A 22,889-nucleotide genomic window follows, 5' to 3' on the forward strand; every position below is an offset into this window, starting at 1 on the left:
GAATTCTAATTACAAACTACCCTGGTGTTTAAGACAACATTATCAATATGGGACAATGCTAAGTATGACAGTACCCCACTCATTAGAGTAGGGCAAAAAAATAACTTATATTTCGTTATCTTTATCTCTTTTTCAAAAACATCGTTTCCTACATGCTTGTTCGTTTATATGAATTGCGTCACAAAAAAAGCTAAATCTTCGATAAATGAAGATTTTTTATACTGTTTCACTCGTTTTTCCTTACTAAAGTTAATGTGGCTAATTCACTGTTTTTAATTAATTTCACCTAAGTAACAGCCTATTTTATATATAAAAAAGCCATTTATAACTCCACAAGCATTTTATCTTTTTAACATCGTTGAACTAATAATTCTCTTTCACAACTCAGTATTGAAACGTTTACATTAATTATTCTTAATAGTTTTCCTATTTATAGTTTTTACGTTTTATGTGAGTTTTAAGGCAGCATTAAGAATATGTATGATAAAAACCTGAGTATTTAGCTATAGGCTTCTTATATATAAGAAATAATGAGTATTAAGCTTAAAAAACTGCGGTAAAATCGGCGCTTCCGGATCGACAGGCTTCAACATCAGCATCAGAGCGTGGATTATTTTATCCTCTAAGCCCCGCGAGTCGATCATAAAATAAACAATAAATACTTCAAATTCCCTCATCATTTAGGTTTTTCTGATGAAATCTGCCAGAAAATCCACACCTGGATTTAGATTGATAAACATTTGCAGTAAAGCAACGTATAGACCTTCAAAAAAGTGCAGCGTCGGAGTACATTGAGCACCTTGCCGTGCTCCAGTAACAGGACACGCGTTTACCAGTAAAAGGCTCTGTTTTATGTCCCCCATTGAAAAATCCAGCAAGTTGGACAACGTCTGTTACGACATTCGTGGCCCGGTGCTAAAAGAAGCTAAGCGTCTTGAAGAAGAAGGTAACAAGGTTCTGAAACTTAACATCGGCAACCCTGCCCCGTTTGGTTTCGATGCACCGGATGAAATTCTGGTAGATGTGATCCGTAATTTGCCGACAGCTCAAGGTTATTGCGATTCGAAAGGCCTTTACTCAGCACGCAAGGCCATCATGCAACACTACCAGGCACGCGATATGCTCGATGTGACGGTAGAGGATATCTACATCGGTAACGGCGTTTCCGAGCTGATTGTCCAATCGATGCAGGCATTGCTTAATCTGGGTGACGAGATGCTGGTTCCGGCTCCGGACTACCCGCTGTGGACTGCGGCAGTCTCTCTGTCTAGCGGTAAAGCAGTGCATTACATGTGTGATGAGGAATCTGGCTGGTTCCCCGATTTGGACGATATTCGCAGCAAAATCACGCCACGTACCCGCGGGATTGTGATCATTAACCCGAATAACCCAACGGGCGCGGTATACAGCAAAGAACTGCTGCTGGAGATCGTCGAAATCGCTCGTCAGAATGATTTAATCATTTTTGCCGATGAAATCTACGACAAGATTTTGTATGACGCAGCGCAACATGTTTCTATCGCCGCTCTGGCACCGGATTTACTGACCGTCACCTTTAACGGTTTGTCGAAGACCTACCGCGTTGCGGGTTTCCGTCAGGGCTGGATGGTGTTAAATGGGCCGAAAAAGCATGCCAAAGGTTATATCGAAGGGTTGGAAATGCTGGCATCGATGCGTCTGTGCGCCAACGTGCCGATGCAGCATGCTATTCAAACTGCCCTCGGGGGATATCAGAGTATCAATGAATTTATCCAACCTGGTGGACGTTTGTATGAGCAACGGGATCGGGCATGGGAACTGATTAACCAGATTCCCGGCGTATCCTGCGTAAAACCCCAGGGGGCGCTTTATATGTTCCCGCGTATTGATGCCAAGCGCTTTAACCTGAAAGATGACCAGAAGCTGGTTCTGGATTTGCTACTACAGGAAAAAGTCTTGCTGGTACAAGGCAGCGCCTTCAACTGGCCCTACCCGGATCATGTACGGATTGTCACGCTGCCACGGGTGGATGAATTGGAAATGGCAATAGGCAAGCTTGGGCGTTTCCTGGAAACCTATCATCAGTAATCGGTTATCATCAATACTTGATTGTTGGGGGGCGCAAGCCTCCCTAATTCGCCGAGAGCTAGCCGATACCGACCTCCAACTCAAATTTTGACTGCCGATTTGTCGTTGTAGAAAAACAAAGAGAGAAAATTATGAGTCAGAGCCATTTCTTCGCCCATTTATCCCGCCTTAAACTGATTAATCGCTGGCCGCTCATGCGCAATGTCCGCACTGAGAATGTTTCTGAGCACAGTTTACAGGTCGCATTTGTCGCTCATGCATTGGCCATTATCAAAAATCGGAAGTTTAATGGCAATCTTAATGCTGAACGTATTGCATTGCTGGCGATGTACCATGATGCCAGTGAAGTGATCACCGGTGATTTACCTACTCCTATCAAGTATTACAATCCACAGATTGCTCATGAATACAAAAAGATAGAAAAAGTTGCTCAACAAAAATTGGTCGAAATGTTACCCGCAGAGTTACAACAGGATTTTCGTTGCCTGCTGGATGAGCATTATTACAGCGAAGAGGAAAAAGCGCTGGTTAAACAGGCCGATGCCCTGTGTGCGTATTTAAAATGTCTGGAAGAGTTATCCGCAGGTAATAACGAATTCATCCAAGCCAAGGCACGGTTGGAGAAAACCCTCGCGATGCGCCAAAGCCCGGAAATGGATTACTTTATGGTCGTTTTCGTGCCCAGTTTTAGTCTATCTTTGGATGAAATCAGTCTCGACTCACTGGATTGATGTTGATTTTTAAAAGCACATTTGAGTTGCCGAGTGAAATGAGTCAATCACATTGGCGTAACAACCAGGCAGCCCGAGTGCAAACTCCGCGCCCCAGTATGGTCAAGGGCGCAGGATAATCAGAACGGGAATAACAGCGGCACCACCATCACGCTAACCACCATCACCAATAGCGTGAAAGGCACACCCATCCGCACAAAATCGCCAAACTTGTAACCGCCGGGGCCAAGTACCAACGTGTTTACCGGCGATGAAACCGGCGTCATAAAGGCCGCCGACGCGGCAATACCAATGATCATGGCAAACGGCAGCGGCGAAACCGACATTTCTCTGGCCGCCGCGATAGCAATGGGCGCCATCAATACCGCCGTTGCCGTATTGGAAATAAACAACCCGATGGCGGCGCACAATACAAATAAACAGAGCAACATGACCCGCGGCCCCGCGCCGCCAGCCACGTCCATCAAACCATGAACGATCAGACTCACCCCGCCGGTTTTTTGTAGCGCCAGAGCAAAAGGCATCATACCGATAATCAAAATTAGGCTTGGCCAATGAATCGCCCGATAAGCACTTTCCATATCAATACATCGAAACTGTCCCATCAATAAACATGCCACCAGCGCCGCAATCACATTCGGGACTTCATCAGTCAGCATCATCGCCACCATCAGCGCCAGACAGAACAAAGCATGCGGCGCTTGAGAGATGGCCGGTGCCACTTCGTCAACTTCAGCCGGGAGATTCAGCACAATAAAATCACGCATTTTTTGTTGCAACTGGCGAATCAGTTTCCAGTCGCCGATCACCAATAAGATGTCGCCAAACTGCAATTTGTCATCAACCAGCTTACCTTCCAATACTTTACCATGGCGGCGAATACCCACGACATTCAAGCCATAACGAGTACGAAAAGTCACCTCGCGCAAACTTTTTCCCAATAAGGCAGAATCTGGAATCAGAGAAACTTCGGCCATCCCGACGTTACGGGCTTGTTCAGAGAAATATTCCCCACGCAGCACCATGGGTTCCAACATCTGCTCGCTGCAAAACTCGCGTAAATCAATGTCACAATCAGACATATCGATCAGCAAAACATCATTTTCGTGCAGTTCCGACGACCCCGTTGCACTGACCATCACACGCCGAAAACGTTTCCAGCGCTCAATCCCCACCACATTGGCACCATAGCGGGCACGCAGATGCAACTCATCAAGAGAATGACCAATCAACGGAGAGTCATGGCGAATAGCTAGCCGGCGAGCGCGGCCAGTCAGACGATAGTCGCGGATCAGATCGCGGAAAGTGCGGCGTTTCCAGTGCTCTTTTTCGGAGTGAGGTTCGTTACTGCCGAGCCAATGACGGGCAATCAGCATATATCCCACCCCCAATAACAAAATAATGATACCAATGGGTGTGACGCCAAAGAAACCGAACCCTTGAATGCCTTCACGTAATAATTCGCTGTTCACCACCATATTGGGCGGTGTCGCCACCAACGTCATCATACCGCTGATCAAGCCAGCAAAACTCAGGGGCATCATCAGCCGGCTGGGGGAGGTTTTCATTCGGTTGGCGACGCTGAGTACCACTGGAATGAAAATGGCCACCACCCCGGTAGAACTCATAAAAGCCCCCAGTCCAGCGACTGTCACCATCAGCAAAGCCAACATTTTAGTTTCGCTATGCCCTGCCACTTTAACCAGCCAGTCTCCCACCTGATAAGCCACGCCAGTTCTGACCAATCCTTCCCCGATAACAAACAAAGCCGCAATCAGGATAACGTTGGGATCGCTAAAACCGCTGGTGGCTTCCGCTAACGTTAGGGTTCCGCTCATGACAAAAGCAATAATCACCAACAATGCAACTACATCCATACGTAATTTATTGGTGGTAAATAATCCTATTGCTATAAAAAGTAATGTTAACACCCACAATAGTTCGCTATTCAAAGTGGCCTCGCTGGCAATGAGTGGAATCAAATATCAGGCGTTATCAGTAAAGCATTAAATCCAGCGGGTTCCACTGGCTGCGATCAATTTTGGTCAAAAGTTTGTCAATTATCAGTCTTATAGCGTATTTATCGCCTATTGTTCACCCGAAAATTGCACATCGTACCGTTATTTTGACAACCCTCAGTCGCCATAAGACCAAGAAAAAATAAATTTTATCGGTCTAACGACTACCGCTAACTGCCTGACTATACTGGAGACATCAAAGTATCTTTAAGTCATCGCATGTGCATACATCGGTAGCACAGCTACCGTTGATCATTCCCCTCACAGTTAAGGCAAGCGAATGATTAATACAACCGACTATCCATTCATCCTGTTTTTTGTATCATTCTTTATTCTGTGGGGCTGCTCGCATATTGGTCAGGTATTTTTCCGACGTGGCCAAGTGATGGATGGCAATACGCAGGAAAACTTTTCCGTGATACAAGGTGCCACATTGACACTACTGGGACTGATTATCGGTTTTAGCTTTTCGATGGCCATCAGCCGCTACGATTTACGCAAAAATCATGAAGAAGCGGAAGCCAATGCCATTGGCACGGAATATCTGCGAGCTGACCTATTACCGGCGGCCGAACGGGAGAAAACCAAAGATTTGCTGGTGCGTTATACCGAACAACGGATTCTTTTTTATCGCACCCGAGGCACAGTAGAACTAAGTGAAATTAATAACCAAACCAATCAGTTGCAAAATGAACTATGGACCGTACTGTTAGCCCCCGCGAAGGCACAATCCAGCCCATCAATGGCATTGGTGTTATCAGGCATGAACGATGTACTCAATTCGGCTGGCTACACGCAGGCCGCTTGGTGGAATCGCATACCACCAGCAGCATGGATGCTGATGAGCCTTATTGCGATTTGTTGCTGTACCTTGGTAGGTTATGGCTTCAATAACGGTAAGGGGCGCAAAATGATGTTATTAATCTTACCATTGGTTATCGCTTTCTCATTTATGCTAATCGCTGATATTGATAGTCCGCGCGGAGGGGTGATTAAGGTCGTGCCGCAAAATCTGGAGAGTCTGGCGCAAAGTTTATCTCTGCCAACCGCCAGTTGACGGCGACGGTACCATAATGCAAAAAAGCCCACCAGCGCGCCAAGCTGTTGACAAACCTCAATAACACGAACTCTATTTTCGCTTGATATTCCCTCGCACTGGGCGAGGGTTTACCGCGCTGTTGGCTAACTCTGTCGGCAGGCTACGCGATGTCTCATCAATCAGGCATTAATAATTTGTGCAATTTCAACCGCGCTCAAATGATACTGACGCGGACAAGACTGCCAGATAGACAACATACGCTGATATTTTTCCCACATCGGTGTCTGGGCGTTAAAACCGTGGCTACCGGAATCGAAATGGGTATAGCGTCCTTCGGTATTCACCATAAAGCGCACATAACTCAGGTAACGAGATTCAGTGGCAGCATCAAAACCGAGGAAGGCAATACGGCGTTCATCCAAGTCTTGGCGGTCTTTAAGATTACCCCAGGAAACCTGCAATGCATGGTGCATCTCCATAATATTGATGATCGTACGGCAGGTTTCTTCACTCATTTCACCAAAATCACGATCCAGTTCGCGCATTTGTAAGCCAAAACCGCGTTCAATAATGGTCTGCTGGCGACGATAACGCTCGGCGTTATCGGGATCTAACATGGTCATCATTTTATATTGGTTTGAAAGGATCAGCCGTTGGGCGTTAGTCATATCCATCATGATCTCCTGAAAGGCAAGTTAATGACGAAATCATCGCATAGAGCATCTTTCAGTGGTACTGCTAGCAAGTCATTCTTTGATTTGAACAGGGGTTTAGTGAAAGGATTCACCGAGAGTCGCTGCCGCCCCTCGGCTTAGGGCTGATTTATCGTTGCGAAAACTTATAAATCATCAAGAAAAGTTTTATCCAGTTGTTTAAACGCACGTTTCAATAATTCGGCCAATGACTGATAGGTCGGCGTTCTCTCCACTGGCGCCAGCGTTTGCCCGGTTTCGGCCAGCTTGGCGCGCACATCGAGAAACCATTGCAACAGCGTGGGAGGCAACGGTGTAATAGAACGCTTACCCAACCACCACAGCCCCTGTAGTGGCAAACCGCAGGCAAATAGCGCGGTGGCGATAGCTGGGCCGAGTTGACCACCGAGTGCAATTTGCCAGGTTAGCGTAAAAATCGCCAACGGCGGCATCAAGCGAATACCGAAACGGGTGGCATTTGACACACGATTCTCAGGAAATACCGGAGCCAGACGTTTATCTGATGGCCAGGTTTTCATATAACGCTGCCCGCGCTGGAGTATCTGAAACCAACTTACGGAATCAGAGGGTTTGATTGTCATGGCTCACCTCAACTTCAAAGACAAAATTTAAAATTTTCTCGTAATCCATCAACGATAAATTTGCTGGATTAAATATATTTTGTTTTTAGCGCTGGCTATCGGTATCCTAGCCCGGCCTTTTGGCCGCTAGAAGAAGACCATTAATATGTCAACTTTTAGCAGCAAATAAATCATTTTTGTTAAATCGTTGTCGAATTTTCACCACCAGGTTTTAAAAACTTGATCAACGATTTTTCCACCATCATGCTTTTTCGTTTAACGCATGATGTTAATCATTAATGTCATCGCCATTATGCGCTACGCTTGTGGTCAGATTGACGTTTTATTAACCACGTGTTTATTTTAAACACTATTATAAATAGGTACTTCCATGTCGAGTAAGCTAGTACTGGTTCTTAACTGCGGTAGTTCTTCCCTGAAATTCGCCGTGATTGACGCGACCAACGGTGAAGAGCACCTGTCTGGTTTGTCCGAATGCTTCCATCTTCCTGAGGCCCGCATCAAATGGAAAATGGATGGCGGCAAACAAGAAGCAGCATTGGGTGCTGGTGCAGCGCACAGCGAAGCACTGAATTTCATTGTTAATACTATTCTGGCACAAAAACCAGAGCTTTCCGCTCAGTTGACCGCTATCGGTCACCGTATTGTTCACGGCGGCGAAAAATTCACTTCATCAGCAATCATTAATGATGAGGTTATTCAGGGTATCAAAGATTCTATCCCGTTTGCACCACTGCATAACCCAGCACACCTGATCGGTATCGCTGAAGCATTGAAATCTTTCCCTAATCTGGCTGATAAAAATGTAGCGGTATTCGATACAGCTTTCCATCAGACCATGCCAGAAGAGTCTTACCTCTACGCTCTGCCGTACAGCCTGTACAAAGATCACGGCATCCGTCGCTATGGCGCACACGGCACCAGCCACTTCTACGTAAGCCAAGAAGCAGCCAAAGTGCTGAATAAGCCGTTGGAAGAACTGAACGTGATCACTTGTCACCTGGGCAACGGCGGTTCTGTTACTGCAGTTCGTAACGGTAAATCTGTTGATACTTCTATGGGTCTGACCCCGCTGGAAGGTCTGGTGATGGGTACCCGCAGCGGTGACATCGACCCAGCCATTATCTTCCACCTGCACGATGCCATGGGCATGAGCGTTGATCAAATCAACAAAATGCTGACCAAAGAGTCTGGCCTGATGGGTCTGACCGAAGTCACCAGCGATTGCCGTTATGTTGAAGACAACTACGCAACTAAAGCGGATGCTAAACGCGCAATGGACGTATTCTGCCACCGTCTGGCGAAATACATCGGGGCATACACTGCGCTGATGGATGGCCGTCTGGATGCCATCATTTTCACTGGCGGCATCGGTGAAAACGCAGCAATGGTACGTGAACTAACGTTGGACAAACTAGGCCTGCTGGGCTTCGAGATTGACCACGAACGCAACCTGGCTGCTCGCTTCGGTAAATCCGGCACCATCACTAAAGAAGGTAGCCGTCTGGCGATGGTTATCCCAACCAACGAAGAGTTGGTTATCGCTCAAGACGCAGCCCGTCTGACTGCATAAGTCTCCTCAATACCGTCAGCTAAAGCTGGCGGTGTTGTTTTCACCCGACAGCAGGCGAAAAACGTCGCCTGAGTGCAACCGTAAAGAGGTTTAGCCGTGTCCCGTACAATTATGTTGATCCCAACTGGCACCAGCGTAGGTCTGACCAGCGTCAGCCTGGGTGTCATTCGCTCTATGGAGCAAAAAGGCGTCCGCTTAAGCGTGTTCAAGCCTATCGCCCAGCCGCGTGCCGGTGGCGATGCGCCAGATCAGACCACCACCATTATTCGCGCCAACTCCAGCATTACTGCTGCCGAACCGCTGAATATGAACTACGTGGAAACCCTGCTGAGTTCTAACCAGCAGGACGTGTTGATGGAAGAAATCGTGGCGCGTTACCACGAGAACACCAAAGACGCTGAAGTGGTTCTGGTTGAAGGTTTGGTTCCGACGCGCAAACACCAGTTTGCCAACGCACTGAACTACGAAATTGCTAAAACTCTGAACGCTGAAATCGTGTTCGTTCTGGCGTTGGGTAACGACTCTCCCGACCAGTTGAAAGAACGCATCGAACTGGCTCGTTCCAGCTTCGGTGGCAGCAAAAACAAAAACATCACCGGCGTTATCATTAATAAACTGAATGCTCCGGTTGATGATCAAGGCCGTACTCGCCCTGATCTTTCGGAAATATTTGATGACTCCACCAAGGCAAGTGTGGCCAAAGTCGATCCGAAACAGCTGTTTGCCAACAGCCCGTTGCCGGTTCTGGGCTGTGTGCCGTGGAGCTTTGAACTGATTGCTACCCGTGCCATCGATATGTGTAAGCACTTGAATGCACGCATTATCAACGAAGGTGACATCAATACCCGCCGCGTTAAATCCGTGACTTTCTGTGCTCGCAGCATCCCGCACATGTTGGAACACTTCCGTCCGGGTTCTTTGCTGGTCACTTCCGCAGACCGTCCAGACGTATTGGTTTCTGCCTGCCTGGCCGCGATGAACGGCGTTGAAATCGGTGCCATCCTACTGACTGGCGGCTACGCAATCGACGCACCGATCAAGCAACTGTGTGACCGTGCCTTCCAGACTGGCCTGCCAGTCTTTATGGTTGACACCAACACTTGGCAAACTTCTCTGAGCCTGCAAAGCTTCAATCTGGAAGTGCCTGCAGACGACCACGAACGCGTTGAGAAGCTGCAAAACTATGTTGCCAGCCACATCAACAGCGAGTGGATCGATTCTCTGAGCGCCACTTCCGAGCGTTCACGTCGTCTGTCTCCGCCAGCGTTCCGTTACGAGCTGACCGAACTGGCACGTAAAGCGGGCAAACGTATTGTTCTGCCAGAGGGCGACGAGCCACGTACGGTGAAAGCCGCCGCTATCTGTGCTGAACGCGGTATCGCCGAGTGCGTACTGTTGGGTAACCCGGATGAAATCCGTCGCGTGGCGGCAGCTCAGGGCGTTGAGTTGGGTAAAGGCATTGATATTGTCGATCCCGTTGCCGTGCGTGAGCGTTATGTTCCACGCTTGGTAGAACTACGTAAGAGCAAAGGCATGACCGAAGTCGTGGCCCGTGAACAGTTGGAAGACAACGTGGTTCTGGGTACGCTGATGCTGGAGCAAGGCGAAGTTGACGGTTTGGTTTCTGGTGCAGTTCACACCACGGCCAACACCATCCGTCCGCCATTGCAGTTGATCAAAACTGCACCGGGCAGCTCTCTGGTGTCTTCGGTATTCTTTATGCTGCTGCCTGATCAGGTTCTGGTTTACGGTGACTGCGCAATCAACCCAGACCCAACCGCAGAGCAACTGTCTGAAATCGCAATCCAATCTGCGGACTCAGCGGCAGCCTTCGGTATCGAACCCCGTGTGGCCATGATTTCCTACTCAACCGGTAATTCTGGTGCGGGTAGCGATGTTGAGAAAGTCCGTGAAGCAACCCGTCTGGCGCAGGAAAAACGTCCTGATCTGATCATTGATGGTCCATTGCAGTACGATGCAGCGATCATGGCAGACGTTGCGAAATCCAAAGCGCCTAATTCACCGGTTGCAGGTAAAGCTACCGTGTTCATCTTCCCTGATCTGAACACCGGTAACACCACCTACAAAGCGGTACAGCGTTCTGCGGACCTGGTTTCTATCGGGCCAATGCTGCAAGGCATGCGCAAGCCGGTTAACGACCTGTCCCGTGGTGCACTGGTAGACGATATCGTTTATACCGTTGCCCTGACGGCCATCCAGTCGGCACAGGCTGACGCGAAATAATTCTCGCGCCGGTTTGTTGTAAAAACGCCAGCTTTCGCGCTGGCGTTTTTTATCTGGTCGCCGGTATCGCCCGACAATATCAGCTGCTTTGCCGCAGTTCCAAGCGGTAGCTGAAATTCTGTACCTGTGGACCATCCTCTTCATTAACGTGATCATTTAGCATATCGATCAACATCTTCCCGGCGTCTTTCCCCATTCTTCTATAATCAATACGAATAGACGTCAGCGTTGGATGCGTCTGATCGCAGCTATCCGAACCATCCAGACAGACCACGGCGATATCACCGGGAATTTTCAGTAAGCGTCGCTGACTCTCAAAGATCACTCCCAAAGCAATCTCTTCGTGACTGCAAATAACGGCATCCAGCTCTGGCTGGCGCAGCAGTATTTCCGTCAACGCATAGCGTCCAAATTGCAGGCTGGCGGCCTCTGGCGTAGTGACGATTTGGTCAGAATTTTGATAACGGCTCAACATGGCTTTATGCCAACCATTAAGCAACTGACGCTGTAAACGATTATCCATATGTGCGCCGATATAACCGATATGCTGATAACCCTGATCCAGTAAATGGTCGGTCAGTTTATGCGAGGCTTCAAAAAAAGCCGCTTCGAGCGTAATTTTTGCCTGAGGATAATCAGATCCAACCACATTAACTGTAGGGATATGCGCACGTTCGAGGATTTGGTAGGTTTTTTCCGCCAATTGCGAACCAAATATCACCAGAGCTGCCGGACTACTCTGAAGCAAAGTCATCAGGATTTCGGCTTCTTTATGCTGATTATATTCATGGCAGCCCAAAAGTACCTGGAATCCGTTTTTATTCAGTACCTGTTGCAATGCCTGCATAAAGCGCGAACTGGCTTTGTCCGTCAACGAGGGAATCATCACTGCAATGGTGTCACTGTGGCCAGAAGCCAATGCACCGGCCGCCCTATTAGGAATATAGCCCAGTTCTTCAACTGCCTGTTCTATCTTTTCCCGCAGCTTGTCAGAAACCTGCTCCGGGGTTCTCAATGCACGAGAAACGGTCATGGTTCCAACACCGGCATAGTTAGCCACCTCCTGGAGTGTGACTCGCCCGGTATTACGGCGCTTGCGCGTTTTTTCCATTCTGGGTTCCCTGTCGGCTGAAAAATACGATTTTCAGCTGGCTTGCTGTGTCATGTCTAGGTTCGCCCACTCAGCGCGGGGCAGATAGCGTATCGCATTGTATATGCCTTAGATCGAGATAGCCAAAGACCATAGAGGGATAAATGATAGCGCTATCACAATTTTTTGATAGCGCTATCAGGTAGCGCTATCAAATGCGATAAACATCACATTAATCAGCACCCGAAGTCTCTACTCTCTTGTTAATCGCCATCGGGAGTCATCAATCTTATGTTAAAAAAATTGCTCACAGCAGACGTCGTTCAGGTTGTCGAACAGGCTAAAGACTGGCGCGACGCCATCGCAATATCCTGTAAGCCCTTGATTGACAATGGTGCAATTGAACCTCGCTACGTCGAAGCCATTTACCGTTCTCATGAAGCCATCGGCCCTTACTATGTTGTCGGCCCCGGTATCGCTATGCCTCATGCCCGACCAGAGGAAGGCGTTAACCGACTGTCACTGGCATTGACGGTGATTTCCTCCGGCGTGAGTTTCAATGCCGAAGAAAACGATCCGGTAAAATTATTAATTGTGTTAGCCGCGACGGACAGCAATAGCCACATTGAGGCTATTTCCCAACTCGCTCAGTTGTTTGATAACGAAAATGACGTTAATAGCATTTTAAACGCCAAAACGACGCAAGACATTTTGTCTGTCATTGCGCGCTATTAATCTGCGATCGACTGGGTTTAGAGCACCAGTAGGTCAGCAGAAACACCAATTTAAGGGAAAAAAATGAAAATTACAGTGGTTTGCGGTAACGGTTTAGGTACCAGCCTGATGATGGAAATCAGTATCAAAAATATTCTGAAAGAGCTGGCCATCAGCGCAGAAGTCGATCATGTGGATTTGGGTTCAGCCAAAGGCACGCCGAGCGATATTTATGTTGGCACCAAAGATATTGCCGAGCAACTGGTTGCTCAGTCCGTCGCGGGCAGGATCGTGGCGTTGGATAACATGATCGATAAGAAAGCCATGAAAGAACGTTTGTCTGTGGCATTAACTGAATTAGGCGCGCTGTAATAAGCGGAGGTTTATATGGATTTCTTTCGTTTTCTGATGAGCGATGTGTTGTCTGAACCGGCGGTATTAGTCGGTTTAATCGCCTTAATTGGCCTGATTGCACAGAAAAAACCCGTTACCGAATGCATTAAAGGTACCGTCAAAACCATTATGGGTTTTGTGATTCTGGGTGCAGGTGCCGGTTTGGTGGTTTCATCGCTGGGTGATTTCGCTAATATCTTCCAACATGCTTTTGGTATTCAGGGTGTTGTACCCAACAACGAAGCCATTGTTTCCGTCGCGCAGAAAAGCTTCGGCAAAGAAATGGCGATGATTATGTTCTTCGCCATGGTCATCAATATTTTGATCGCCCGCTTCACGCCATGGAAGTTTATTTTCCTGACCGGTCACCACACCCTGTTTATGTCGATGATGGTGGCAGTGATTCTGGCAACCGCAGGAATGAGCGGCATGACACTGATTGCCACCGGTTCGCTGGTTGTCGGTGTCGCGATGGTGTTCTTCCCCGCAATTGCTCATCCATACATGAAGAAAGTAACCGGTTCTGACGATGTGGCTATCGGCCATTTCTCGACGTTATCTTATGTGTTAGCCGGTTTTATCGGCAGCAAATTTGGTAATAAAGAGCATTCAACCGAAGACATGAACGTGCCGAAAAGCCTGCTATTCTTGCGGGATACACCGGTTGCCATCTCCTTCACCATGAGCATTATTTTCCTGGTAACTTGCCTGTTTGCCGGTGCCGATGTGGTGAAAGAACTGAGCGGCGGCAAAAACTGGTTCATGTTCTCCATCATGCAATCCATAACCTTCGCAGCGGGTGTTTACATCATTCTGCAAGGTGTACGCATGGTCATTGCCGAAATCGTTCCAGCCTTTAAAGGTATTTCAGACAAACTGGTACCCAACGCCAAACCGGCGCTGGATTGCCCGGTGGTCTTCCCATATGCACCCAATGCGGTACTGGTCGGGTTCCTGAGCAGCTTTGCTGCCGGTTTGATTGGCATGTTCGCGCTGTATCTGCTGGGTATGACGGTGATCATCCCTGGTGTGGTTCCACACTTCTTTGTCGGCGCAGCCGCAGGTGTGTTTGGTAATGCGACTGGCGGGCGTCGCGGCGCAATTTTGGGTGCCTTTGCCCAAGGCTTGCTGATAACCTTCCTGCCGGTGTTCTTGTTGCCGGTATTGGGTGATATCGGTTTTGCCAACACCACCTTCAGTGATGCCGATTTTGGCGCGTTAGGTATTTTACTGGGCATTATCGTTCGCTAACAATGCACTGATTCAGCACCATCAATAAAAAAGGCGCCGAGAATTATCGGGGCCTTTTTATCATTTACTTTTCGGATTGATGGGTGTGAGAGTTCAGTCTTCTCGCAGAGTAATTTTACCGTAATCTTGTTCGTTATTACGCGTCAGCCACAGAGACAGCGCTTTAAGCGAGTCTGGCGTGAACTCATCGCAACGGGCAGTAATTTCTTCTGGCAGCATCCAGCGGACTTCATCAATTTCCGCAGCTTGCAGCGCAAAAGGACCGTGAGAAACGCAACTAAACAAGGCTCCCCAGACACGACAGCAATCTTCTTCAAAATAAAATAGGCCATGCTCAGCAAAAGGCACACCAGCAATACCGAGTTCTTCTTCCGCCTCACGACGAGCCGATTCAAGGTAGTTTTCACCACTTTGCACCACTCCACCCGCTGTCGCATCCAGCTTCCCAGGGTAGAAGTCTTTATGTTCAGTACGACGCTGTACCAAAATTTTTCCCATACCATCATGCACCACAATATAGGTAGCACGATGGCGCAGCCGCTGAGCACGCATTTGTTGACGACTGGACTGAGCAATCACTTCATTTTGCTCATCAACAATATCAACCCATTCCGTGACCTCTATTGGACTTTGTTCCACCATCCTCTGAAACCTTCTATCTGGGCGCGACGATAAGCGCGCATTTGTTGATCAATAGTGTTTTTCAAAAACAACGTTATAAGTATGTGTGAATCTACTGTTTTTCAAACCGAAACTACACCTCAGTTTGCAAGTGTCACTCGGGCCAGCGATTTATCCTGCTGTAGGGCTAACACCTGTAAATCGCCGTTGCTTAACATACCGTAGCTTGCCACATTCCCGCCCTTGGGGAGGGTGACAGAGCCTGGATTAAAGCAAATAATATCTCCCTGCCATTGTGCTTGTGGCAAATGAGTATGACCATAAACCAGGACATCCCCAGAACGCAATGGGGGGCGTTCTGCGGGATGATAAAGATGCCCGTGAGTTAAAAATAAACGACGTTCCGGCAAAATGACTTGCTGCCAAGGAGCCATCATTGGGAAGCTCAGCAGCATCTGATCCACTTCGCTATCACAATTGCCTCTGACGGCAATAATCCGATCGGCATAAGCGTTTAGGCGCTCAGCAACCTGTGCTGGCTGATAGCCTTCTGGCAATGCGTTTCGCGGGCCGTGGTTTAATAAATCACCCAACAGAATCAGCCATTGCGCACCGCTGCGCGCAAAAATTTCCAATACTTTATCGGTTGCAGTCAGCGAACCATGCAGATCGGAAGCAAACATTAGCTTCATGGCATCACCTTATGTTTCGTATTACGCTATTATTTTCCCGGCGAATATTATACCGGCGATTATTTCTTGATAAATTCGGCGCTAGTCTACCATTCAACACCTAAGATTATTCCGAGAATAAGCGGCTTATTATGGCATCATCACTGTTGTACCACGCCAAAAGGCTAAAACTTCGCGCTTTAGCGAGAAATTCATCGACTATTACTGCATAAACCGAGGCGACGCCCCTGTCAGGTCACAAACTGTTGCAAGGTTGTTTGAGTTAATTCATCCAGGGTTAACGGAGCAAAAAGATAGCCTTGCATGGCATCAATATGGCTACCCCGCAACTGCTCGAGCTCCACCTGATTCTCAACACCAACAACAATAACGCCCAGACAATATTTCTTAACGTTATTAATCAGAATCGGGAAGGTGTGCTTATTATGTTGCCAGAAAAAGTGTTTATCAATTTTGACATATTCAAAAATATTAGCCGTAACCGCATTCAGGCTCGAACTGCCGCTGCCGAGATCATCCAGCCACAGTGGATACAACGCGGCCAAATCGCGTAACAACGGATTATTGATACCATCAGATAAATTGGAGAAAGCCTCCATTATTTCCAGTCGCAAAAATGGCATGGCATTCATTAATGCCTGTAACTCAATATCACTAACAATAATACCTGCTGTGTCAAAATCAATATTGATGGTAAGCAGTACCTGATTATCGATAAACCACTGACTATATTTCTGCGCGGCCAAAATTTGGTCACAGAACAGCTTGCCTTTGTTTTCAACGTCTAACTCATTGATAACGTCTCCTGGATTAATGGATAAATCCAGTGAGTTAGCGGTAAATCGACTTAATAATTCCACTGCAAACAAGCTGCCGTCCTGCCGGTATATGGGTTCACATACATAACAGCAGTTAATCTCGATATTGAGTTTCATGTGTACTCAGCTCCCCCGACACAGTGTTTCTACTCTAGCAGAAATCACATAATCAAGTATAAATAAGGATTCCGGAAGACTTATGGCTGAAAGGGGCTACCCGCTCAAACGGAAACCGGAATAGATGATTTATATAAAATCACTCAGAATTCCTCTACTCGATATATCTTTAGAGGGTATATAAATAAAATTACGCCACCTTAATTCACCTCACTTTATTAGCTTGTTTCTATATGCCTGAGCCTGTTTTAGTGGTAAAAAAATAGAAGGTTCAGGTATTTTCCCCAGTCTGATGCTGCTTTGGAGAATGTTATGATTGACCTCTATTACGCCCCAACCCCCAACGGCCACAAAATCACCCTGTTTTTAGAAGAAGCGGGTTTGCCTTATCAAATTCACCGGATAAATATCAGTGCGGGCGATCAGTTCAAACCCGATTTTCTGGCTATTTCACCCAACAATAAGATCCCAGCGATTGTCGATCATCGGCCAGACGACGGCGGTGATCCTATCAGTATTTTCGAATCCGGCGCGATCCTGCTGTATCTGGCTGGGAAAACCGGCAAATTACTGAGCAACGAACTGCGCGAACACTCCGCAACCTTGCAGTGGTTATTCTGGCAAGTTGGCGGTTTCGGTCCAATGCTGGGTCAAAATCATCATTTCAGCCTCTATGCACCTGAAAAAGTGCCCTATGCTATTGAACGCTATCAGAAAGAAACCCAACGTTTGTATAGTGTTCTGGATGCTCAATTACAAAAAAATGCCTATCTGGCCGGCGATAATTACAGTATCGCCGATATCGCCACCTACCCGTGGGTGGTTTCCCATCAAAACCAAAAAATCGATTTAGCCGATTACCCTGCGGTATCCCGTTGGTTCCAAGCAATTACCAGCCGCCCAGCAACTCAGCGCGCTTATCAACAAGCCAATGCCAGCTAACGGATCTATACCCCATTCTCGGGGTATTTTTCCCCTCTCAATATAAAATCTTATCGGCATTTAAAGTAAATACGTTAATAATTATTATGATAAATATGTTGATATTGTGAACTACCTCCATTTGTCCACTGAAACAATTCAATCCATTTAACAGATAAATAGCGCAAATAAATTTGCAGTATGAATATCATTCATTTTACAAAGATAAGTGTGCCAAATTATAAGAAAAATAAAGTGGAGATGTGCTCCATATCGTAGGAGAACTTTCCCGGATCACCTATGCTGAAAGAAGGTCGGATAAAGAATGCTCCCTGACACAGGCCGCCCCAGCGGAGTGACTGAGGCAAAAATAAACGGAGGTTAACCATGCGTATCTTGATAACCGGTGCAACAGGACTGATTGGGCGCAGCCTGACTCAACGGCTATTGACACTTTCCCACTCGGTTACCGCTCTGAGTCGCGATCCTGTGCGGGCGCAGCGCGTGCTCGGCTCGCAGGTCAATTGCTGGTCCACGCTGGATGACCAACAAAATCTTGATGATTTTGACGCTGTCATTAATCTGGCCGGGGAACCGATTGCCGATAAACGCTGGACCGCGCAGCAGAAAGAACGCTTGTGCCAGAGCCGCTGGAAAATCACCAAACGCTTGGCCGAGCTGATTAAAGCCAGTCAACGGCCGCCAAGCGTGCTGATTTCCGGCTCTGCTGTAGGTTTTTATGGCGATCAGGGGGATTCTTTTGTTACCGAAGAAGAAGCTCCTCACGACGAATTTACCCATCAACTTTGCCAACGCTGGGAAAATCTGGCGCTGGCGGCAGAAAGTCCACAAACCCGCGTCTGCTTGCTGCGTACCGGCGTAGTTTTGGCGGCTAACGGTGGCGCATTGGCAAAGATGCTGCCGATATTTCGTTTAGGTTTAGGTGGCCCGATGGGGAATGGTCGTCAATATCTGCCGTGGATTCATCTGGATGATATGGTAAACGCTATTCATTACCTACTGACCAGCTCCACACTGCGCGGCCCGTTTAATATGGTCGCCCCTTACCCGGTTCACAACGAACAATTTAGTGCCACTTTGGGTGAGGTTCTGGATCGCCCCGCCTTTATCCGTGCTCCAGCCTCGATGATCCGGTTATTATTGGGCGAAGCGGCAGTTTTGGTGTTGGGTAGTCAACGCGCACTGCCAAAACGTCTGGAAGAAGCGGGTTTTGGCTTCCGCTATTTTGATTTGGAAGAGGCACTGCGGGATACGCTGAACAAGCCAGCCCACTAGCGCCTTTTACCGATTTACTTTAATGCGCCTGAAAGGAACTGTTTCAGGCGCGTGCTTTGCGGATTACCAAATAGTTCAGCCGGTGGGCCTTCCTCTTCAATTACCCCTTTATGCAAAAATATCACATGGCTGGAGACATGGCGGGCGAACTCCATTTCGTGGGTGACCACCACCATGGTTTTTCCCTCTTCCGCCAGTTTCTGCATAATGCGCAAAACCTCTCCCACCAGCTCTGGATCTAGCGCTGAGGTCGGCTCGTCAAATAATAAAACATCCGGTTCCATCGCCAGCGCTCTGGCAATCGAAACCCGTTGCTGCTGACCACCGGACAGATGAATCGGGTATTTTTGCCGCACCCGCTCGTCAATCCCTACCTTATCCAGATAACGAATCGCACGCTCACGCGCCACCGCCTTACTCAATCCCAGCACCTGAATCGGTGCCTCCATCACGTTATCCAGCACTGTCATATGGCTCCATAAATTGAAATGCTGGAATACCATAGTCAAACGAGTACGTAACAGTTGTAGCTGTTTTTTATCAAAAACTTTAAGTTGTCCGTCTTTATCCCGCACCAAACGGATATCCTGATTATTAACACTGATAGAACCTTCGCTGGGTTTCTCCAGAAAATTGATGCAGCGTAAAAAGGTACTTTTCCCCGATCCCGATGAACCAATAATTGAAATCACATCGCCCGCTCTGGCCGACAGCGAGACGCCTTTCAAGACTTCATGTTCACCATAATGTTTATGCAGCTCGGTAACGGCTAATTTGGTTTCGGCTGTTGTGATCATCATTTTTCTCCGCTCTTAATGCGTTACCTGAGGTTTAATATGAGCCAGCCAACGTCTTTCCGCCTGGCGAAACAGGCTGATCAACACAAACGAAATAATCAGGTACAGTACGGCGGCGATGCCGAAAGCATAAAAAGGCTGATAAGTTGCGGCGTTGATATCTCGCGCAATTTTCAAGATATCCGGGACGGTTGCAGTAAAAGCCAGTGCCGTTGAATGCAGCATCAAAATCACTTCATTGCTGTATGCCGGCAGTGCAATGCGCAACGCGGAAGGCAAAATAATGCAACGATAGAGTTTGAAGCGCGAAAAACCGTAAGCATTGGCCGCCTCAACTTCACCACTGGGAACCGCGCGGATAGCACCGGCAAAAATTTCGGTGGTGTAGGCGCAGGTATTCAGCGTTAAAGCCAAAATGGTGCAATTCAAGCCACTGCGGAAGAACGCGTTCAAAAACTCACTACCACGGACTATTTCTAGGCTATACATACCGGAATAAAACACCAGCAACTGTACATACAACGGCGTGCCACGAAAAATATAGGTAAAGAACCACACCGGTAACCGGATAGCTTGATGAGCTGAAACCCGCGCCACCGCCAATGGAATCGCCAGTAATCCCCCCATAACCACTGATGAAATCAACAGCCATAGCGTAATCGCCACACCGGTAAAACGATAGCCATCGCTCCAGAGTAATGGCTGCCAGTATTGATGCAGAATATCCATCATAGCTCAGCCCTCTTCACCCCGTGGGAATAGCGACGCTCCAGCCACAGCAGGACGCCGTTCGATAGCGTGGTAAAAATCAGATAAACAGCACCAGCAACCAAAGCAAAGAAAAACGGCTGATAAGTCCCCTTACCCGCTAACTGCGTCGCTTTAACCACATCGTTTAGCCCCAAAATTGAGACCAGAGCCGTCGCTTTTAGTATCACTTGCCAGTTATTGCCGATACCGGGTAAGGCATAGCGCATCATGGCTGGGAACATAATTCGGCGGAAAATCTTGCTCGAGGAAAAACCGAAAGCGGTAGCCGCCTCAATTTGCCCGCGCGGGACTGCCATATAGGCACCACGAAACGTTTCGGTAAAATATGCGCCATAAATAAAGCCAAGCGTAATAATACCGGCGGATAAAGGATCGATATCAATTTGACTGAATCCCAATGATTCGGTAATCGAGTTTAGGGCGATCTGCAATCCGTAAAAGATCAGCAACATCAAAACCAGGTCGGGCACGCCGCGAATCAGCGTGGTGTAACACTCAAATACGCCGGATAACCAGCGGTTAGTCGATAATTTTCCCCCAGCACCCAACATGCCAATCACCACGGCAAGCAGTACCGAACATAAGGCCAATTCCAGCGTGACCAGCGCACCGTCAAATATCAGTTTGGCATATCCATCCAGCATCGGGTTTTCCTGCTATCACTGAGTGAGGAGTCTGGCGGGTTGTCAGAAACGGCCTCTGCCAATGCTGGCAGAGGCTGAGCAACCTGTCGGTTTTTGCACAAACTAATCGTAAATATTAAAGTCGAAATATTTCTTCGCTAACTTATCGTAAGTGCCATCTTTGCGCATTTCGGCAAAGGCTTTATCCAGCGCGGCTTTCAGCTCGGTATCATCTTTACGCAAGCCCATGCCGGTACCGACACCAAAATATTTATCATCTTTCACCGAAGGCCCGGCGAAAGCGTAATCCTTACCACCCTGCTGTTTCAGGAAGCCTTCACTGGCTGCCACTTCATCTTGGAAAGCCGCGTCGATACGGCCAGAAGCCAAATCGGCATAAATCAGATCCTGGTTCTGGTAAGCCACAACATCGACACCTTTTGGCTGCCACAGCGCATTGGCAAAGGCTTCCTGAGTGGAGCCTTGCAATACGCCGATACGTTTACCTGCCAGAGATGCCAGCGTTGGCTGAATAGTTGAGCTTTTCTGGGCGATCAGCCGGGAGTTGGCTGCGTAGAGCTTGTCAGTGAAGGCAATTTCTTTCTGCCGTTTTTCGGTAATGGACAGGGATGCGATAATGGCGTCGATTTTTTTGGCTTTCAGCGACGGGATCAATGCATCGAAATCGCTATCGACAAAAGTACATTTGGTATCAATGCGGTTACAGAGTTCTTTCGCTAAATCAATATCAAAACCCACCAACTCACCGCTGGCATTTTTAGACGAGAATGGCGCATAAGTAGGATCGGTACCTACTTTCAACGTCTTAGGTACTGCGGCAAACGCACTGCTGGCGGTTGCCAAGGCCAGTACCATAGAAATGGCTAAAATCTGCTTTTTCATACATTACCCTCAAATTGATTTTCGATGCCACGGAGTACGTTGCTCTTCTATCATCCCTGAGCTTTCATCAATCAATTTGCAGTAATCGTGCCAGTAATCAGTCATGGTGAAATGATTCTCATCAAGCTGTATCTTAGCAAGATAACCACTAAAATCGATAAACCGAAAGGCAGCACAGCCTGTGCCGGGGCAGAATACGAAATTCGTCCAACCGCACAGAACATTAAGCAGGATCATTGTGGTGCATAATTTGCTTTATTTCAGTGCGATGTTGCACAAATGTATTAATTTAAGGAGGGTAATTGTTAATTAGAACCTTGCCAACGTACAAATAGATCCTGCGGCAATTCAATATCGAACTGATCGATGACCCGATTGACGGTTTGATCGATAATATCCTGCACGCTGGTCGGCCGATGATAGAACGCTGGAACCGGCGGCATGATCACCGCACCCAACTCGGCGGCTTGCGTCATCAGACGTAAATGCCCCAAATGCAGCGGTGTTTCCCGGACACACAATACCAACGGGCGACGCTCTTTCAGCACCACATCGGCAGCACGAGTCAATAATCCATCGGTATAGCTGTGAACAATGCCAGATAACGTTTTGATAGAGCAAGGTAAAATAACCATGCCTGCAGTTTTAAATGAACCGGATGAAATCGTTGCGGCAATGTCTCTTGCGTCGTGAACAACATCAGCCAACGCCTGTACCTCGCGCAAACTGAGATCCGTCTCTAACGCCAATGTCTGGCGAGCGGCATGGCTGATAATCAGGTGGGTTTCCACATTCTCGACGCTTTGCAGCACCTGTAATAACCGTACACCGTAAATCGCACCGCTGGCACCGGAAATACCGATAATCAGTCGTTTCATAAAACTGCCTCGAACAGGCTCGGCGCAGCAATGGCATG

Annotated in this window: 23 protein-coding genes; 11 read left to right on the top strand and 12 right to left on the bottom strand. The window is 47.8% G+C overall.

Going from position 1 to position 22,889, the window contains the following annotated elements:
• The first annotated feature begins 852 nt into the window (after positions 1-852).
• Both DJ39_RS14160 and yfbR read left to right on the top strand, forming a co-directional pair.
• Positions 853-2,067 carry a pyridoxal phosphate-dependent aminotransferase gene (locus DJ39_RS14160; protein WP_004717856.1) on the top strand — a complete coding sequence of 405 codons (1,215 nt, stop codon included), beginning with the start codon at positions 853-855 and terminating at the stop codon, positions 2,065-2,067.
• A gap of 131 nt (positions 2,068-2,198) precedes the next feature.
• Positions 2,199-2,798 carry a 5'-deoxynucleotidase gene (gene yfbR / locus DJ39_RS14165; protein ID WP_004717857.1) on the top strand — a complete coding sequence of 200 codons (600 nt, stop codon included), beginning with the start codon at positions 2,199-2,201 and terminating at the stop codon, positions 2,796-2,798.
• Between the two features lie 119 nt (positions 2,799-2,917).
• On the opposite strand, the gene DJ39_RS14170 is transcribed toward yfbR, so the two are convergent.
• The gene (locus DJ39_RS14170) at positions 2,918-4,750 is read right to left on the bottom strand and encodes an SLC13 family permease (protein ID WP_038244325.1); all 1,833 of its coding nucleotides are present in this window, start codon (positions 4,748-4,750) and stop codon (positions 2,918-2,920) included.
• Between the two features lie 346 nt (positions 4,751-5,096).
• On the opposite strand from DJ39_RS14170, the gene DJ39_RS14175 reads away from it, so the two are divergent.
• Positions 5,097-5,873, top strand: coding sequence for a bestrophin-like domain (locus tag DJ39_RS14175; protein ID WP_004717860.1), 777 nt, complete (start codon positions 5,097-5,099; stop codon positions 5,871-5,873).
• Positions 5,874-6,034: 161 nt separating this feature from the next.
• Here DJ39_RS14175 and DJ39_RS14180 read toward each other — a convergent pair whose 3' ends face one another.
• Positions 6,035-6,529, bottom strand: a complete 495-nt coding sequence (locus DJ39_RS14180; RefSeq protein WP_038244242.1) for a YfbU family protein — start codon at positions 6,527-6,529, stop codon at positions 6,035-6,037.
• A gap of 164 nt (positions 6,530-6,693) precedes the next feature.
• Positions 6,694-7,149 carry a terminus macrodomain insulation protein YfbV gene (gene yfbV / locus DJ39_RS14185; RefSeq protein ID WP_038244244.1) on the bottom strand — a complete coding sequence of 152 codons (456 nt, stop codon included), beginning with the start codon at positions 7,147-7,149 and terminating at the stop codon, positions 6,694-6,696.
• A gap of 370 nt (positions 7,150-7,519) precedes the next feature.
• Here yfbV and ackA point away from each other — a divergent pair, with 370 nt between their 5' ends.
• The gene (gene ackA / locus DJ39_RS14190; RefSeq protein ID WP_004717863.1) at positions 7,520-8,722 is read left to right on the top strand and encodes an acetate kinase; all 1,203 of its coding nucleotides are present in this window, start codon (positions 7,520-7,522) and stop codon (positions 8,720-8,722) included.
• Positions 8,723-8,833: 111 nt separating this feature from the next.
• Positions 8,834-10,966: a phosphate acetyltransferase gene (pta, locus tag DJ39_RS14195; protein ID WP_004717864.1), complete on the top strand. Its 2,133-nt coding sequence runs from the start codon at positions 8,834-8,836 to the stop codon at positions 10,964-10,966.
• 79 nt (positions 10,967-11,045) lie between these two features.
• Here pta and DJ39_RS14200 read toward each other — a convergent pair whose 3' ends face one another.
• The gene (locus tag DJ39_RS14200) at positions 11,046-12,077 is read right to left on the bottom strand and encodes a LacI family DNA-binding transcriptional regulator (RefSeq protein WP_004717865.1); all 1,032 of its coding nucleotides are present in this window, start codon (positions 12,075-12,077) and stop codon (positions 11,046-11,048) included.
• A 270-nt stretch (positions 12,078-12,347) separates the two neighbouring features.
• Here DJ39_RS14200 and DJ39_RS14205 point away from each other — a divergent pair, with 270 nt between their 5' ends.
• The 3 genes from DJ39_RS14205 to ulaA all read left to right on the top strand — a co-directional run bounded on the left by DJ39_RS14205 (position 12,348) and on the right by ulaA (position 14,414).
• A complete protein-coding gene (locus DJ39_RS14205; protein WP_004717866.1) occupies positions 12,348-12,791 on the top strand; it encodes a PTS sugar transporter subunit IIA in 444 nt (147 codons plus the stop codon).
• 63 nt (positions 12,792-12,854) lie between these two features.
• Positions 12,855-13,142 (top strand): PTS sugar transporter subunit IIB, encoded by a 288-nt coding sequence (locus DJ39_RS14210; RefSeq protein ID WP_004717867.1) that lies wholly within the window; start codon positions 12,855-12,857, stop codon positions 13,140-13,142.
• A 15-nt stretch (positions 13,143-13,157) separates the two neighbouring features.
• The gene (gene ulaA, locus DJ39_RS14215; RefSeq protein ID WP_004717868.1) at positions 13,158-14,414 is read left to right on the top strand and encodes a PTS ascorbate transporter subunit IIC; all 1,257 of its coding nucleotides are present in this window, start codon (positions 13,158-13,160) and stop codon (positions 14,412-14,414) included.
• 93 nt (positions 14,415-14,507) lie between these two features.
• Here the strand turns inward: ulaA and yfcD are convergent, their stop codons facing one another.
• The 3 genes from yfcD to DJ39_RS14230 all read right to left on the bottom strand — a co-directional run bounded on the left by yfcD (position 14,508) and on the right by DJ39_RS14230 (position 16,662).
• Positions 14,508-15,056: an NUDIX hydrolase YfcD gene (gene yfcD / locus DJ39_RS14220; RefSeq protein WP_004717869.1), complete on the bottom strand. Its 549-nt coding sequence runs from the start codon at positions 15,054-15,056 to the stop codon at positions 14,508-14,510.
• A gap of 119 nt (positions 15,057-15,175) precedes the next feature.
• Positions 15,176-15,727, bottom strand: coding sequence for a phosphodiesterase (gene yfcE / locus DJ39_RS14225; RefSeq protein ID WP_038251499.1), 552 nt, complete (start codon positions 15,725-15,727; stop codon positions 15,176-15,178).
• A 230-nt stretch (positions 15,728-15,957) separates the two neighbouring features.
• The gene (locus DJ39_RS14230; RefSeq protein ID WP_038244249.1) at positions 15,958-16,662 is read right to left on the bottom strand and encodes an EAL domain-containing protein; all 705 of its coding nucleotides are present in this window, start codon (positions 16,660-16,662) and stop codon (positions 15,958-15,960) included.
• Between the two features lie 312 nt (positions 16,663-16,974).
• Here DJ39_RS14230 and DJ39_RS14235 point away from each other — a divergent pair, with 312 nt between their 5' ends.
• Positions 16,975-17,604 (top strand): glutathione binding-like protein, encoded by a 630-nt coding sequence (locus DJ39_RS14235; RefSeq protein WP_004717872.1) that lies wholly within the window; start codon positions 16,975-16,977, stop codon positions 17,602-17,604.
• A 366-nt stretch (positions 17,605-17,970) separates the two neighbouring features.
• Positions 17,971-18,879, top strand: coding sequence for a TIGR01777 family oxidoreductase (locus DJ39_RS14240; RefSeq protein ID WP_004717873.1), 909 nt, complete (start codon positions 17,971-17,973; stop codon positions 18,877-18,879).
• Between the two features lie 14 nt (positions 18,880-18,893).
• Here the strand turns inward: DJ39_RS14240 and hisP are convergent, their stop codons facing one another.
• From hisP to hisJ, 4 genes are all read right to left on the bottom strand, one after another.
• The gene (gene hisP / locus DJ39_RS14245) at positions 18,894-19,679 is read right to left on the bottom strand and encodes a histidine ABC transporter ATP-binding protein HisP (protein ID WP_004717874.1); all 786 of its coding nucleotides are present in this window, start codon (positions 19,677-19,679) and stop codon (positions 18,894-18,896) included.
• Positions 19,680-19,691: 12 nt separating this feature from the next.
• Positions 19,692-20,408 (bottom strand): ABC transporter permease, encoded by a 717-nt coding sequence (locus DJ39_RS14250; protein WP_038244256.1) that lies wholly within the window; start codon positions 20,406-20,408, stop codon positions 19,692-19,694.
• Positions 20,405-21,091, bottom strand: coding sequence for a histidine ABC transporter permease HisQ (locus tag DJ39_RS14255; RefSeq protein WP_038244259.1), 687 nt, complete (start codon positions 21,089-21,091; stop codon positions 20,405-20,407). The genes DJ39_RS14250 and DJ39_RS14255 overlap by 4 nt, the downstream gene beginning before the upstream one ends.
• A gap of 102 nt (positions 21,092-21,193) precedes the next feature.
• Complete coding sequence (gene hisJ / locus DJ39_RS14260; RefSeq protein WP_004717876.1) at positions 21,194-21,973, bottom strand: histidine ABC transporter substrate-binding protein HisJ; 780 nt, start codon at positions 21,971-21,973, stop codon at positions 21,194-21,196.
• A gap of 87 nt (positions 21,974-22,060) precedes the next feature.
• On the opposite strand from hisJ, the gene DJ39_RS18030 reads away from it, so the two are divergent.
• A complete protein-coding gene (locus DJ39_RS18030) occupies positions 22,061-22,222 on the top strand; it encodes a hypothetical protein (protein WP_004717877.1) in 162 nt (53 codons plus the stop codon).
• Positions 22,223-22,278: 56 nt separating this feature from the next.
• On the opposite strand, the gene DJ39_RS14265 is transcribed toward DJ39_RS18030, so the two are convergent.
• Entirely contained in the window at positions 22,279-22,851 is a 573-nt protein-coding gene (locus tag DJ39_RS14265; RefSeq protein WP_004717878.1) for a UbiX family flavin prenyltransferase, read from the bottom strand.
• Positions 22,852-22,889: the final 38 nt, after the last annotated feature.

This window comes from Yersinia ruckeri ATCC 29473, assembly GCF_000754815.1.
GTDB classification, from domain to species: Bacteria; Pseudomonadota; Gammaproteobacteria; order Enterobacterales; family Enterobacteriaceae; genus Yersinia; species Yersinia ruckeri.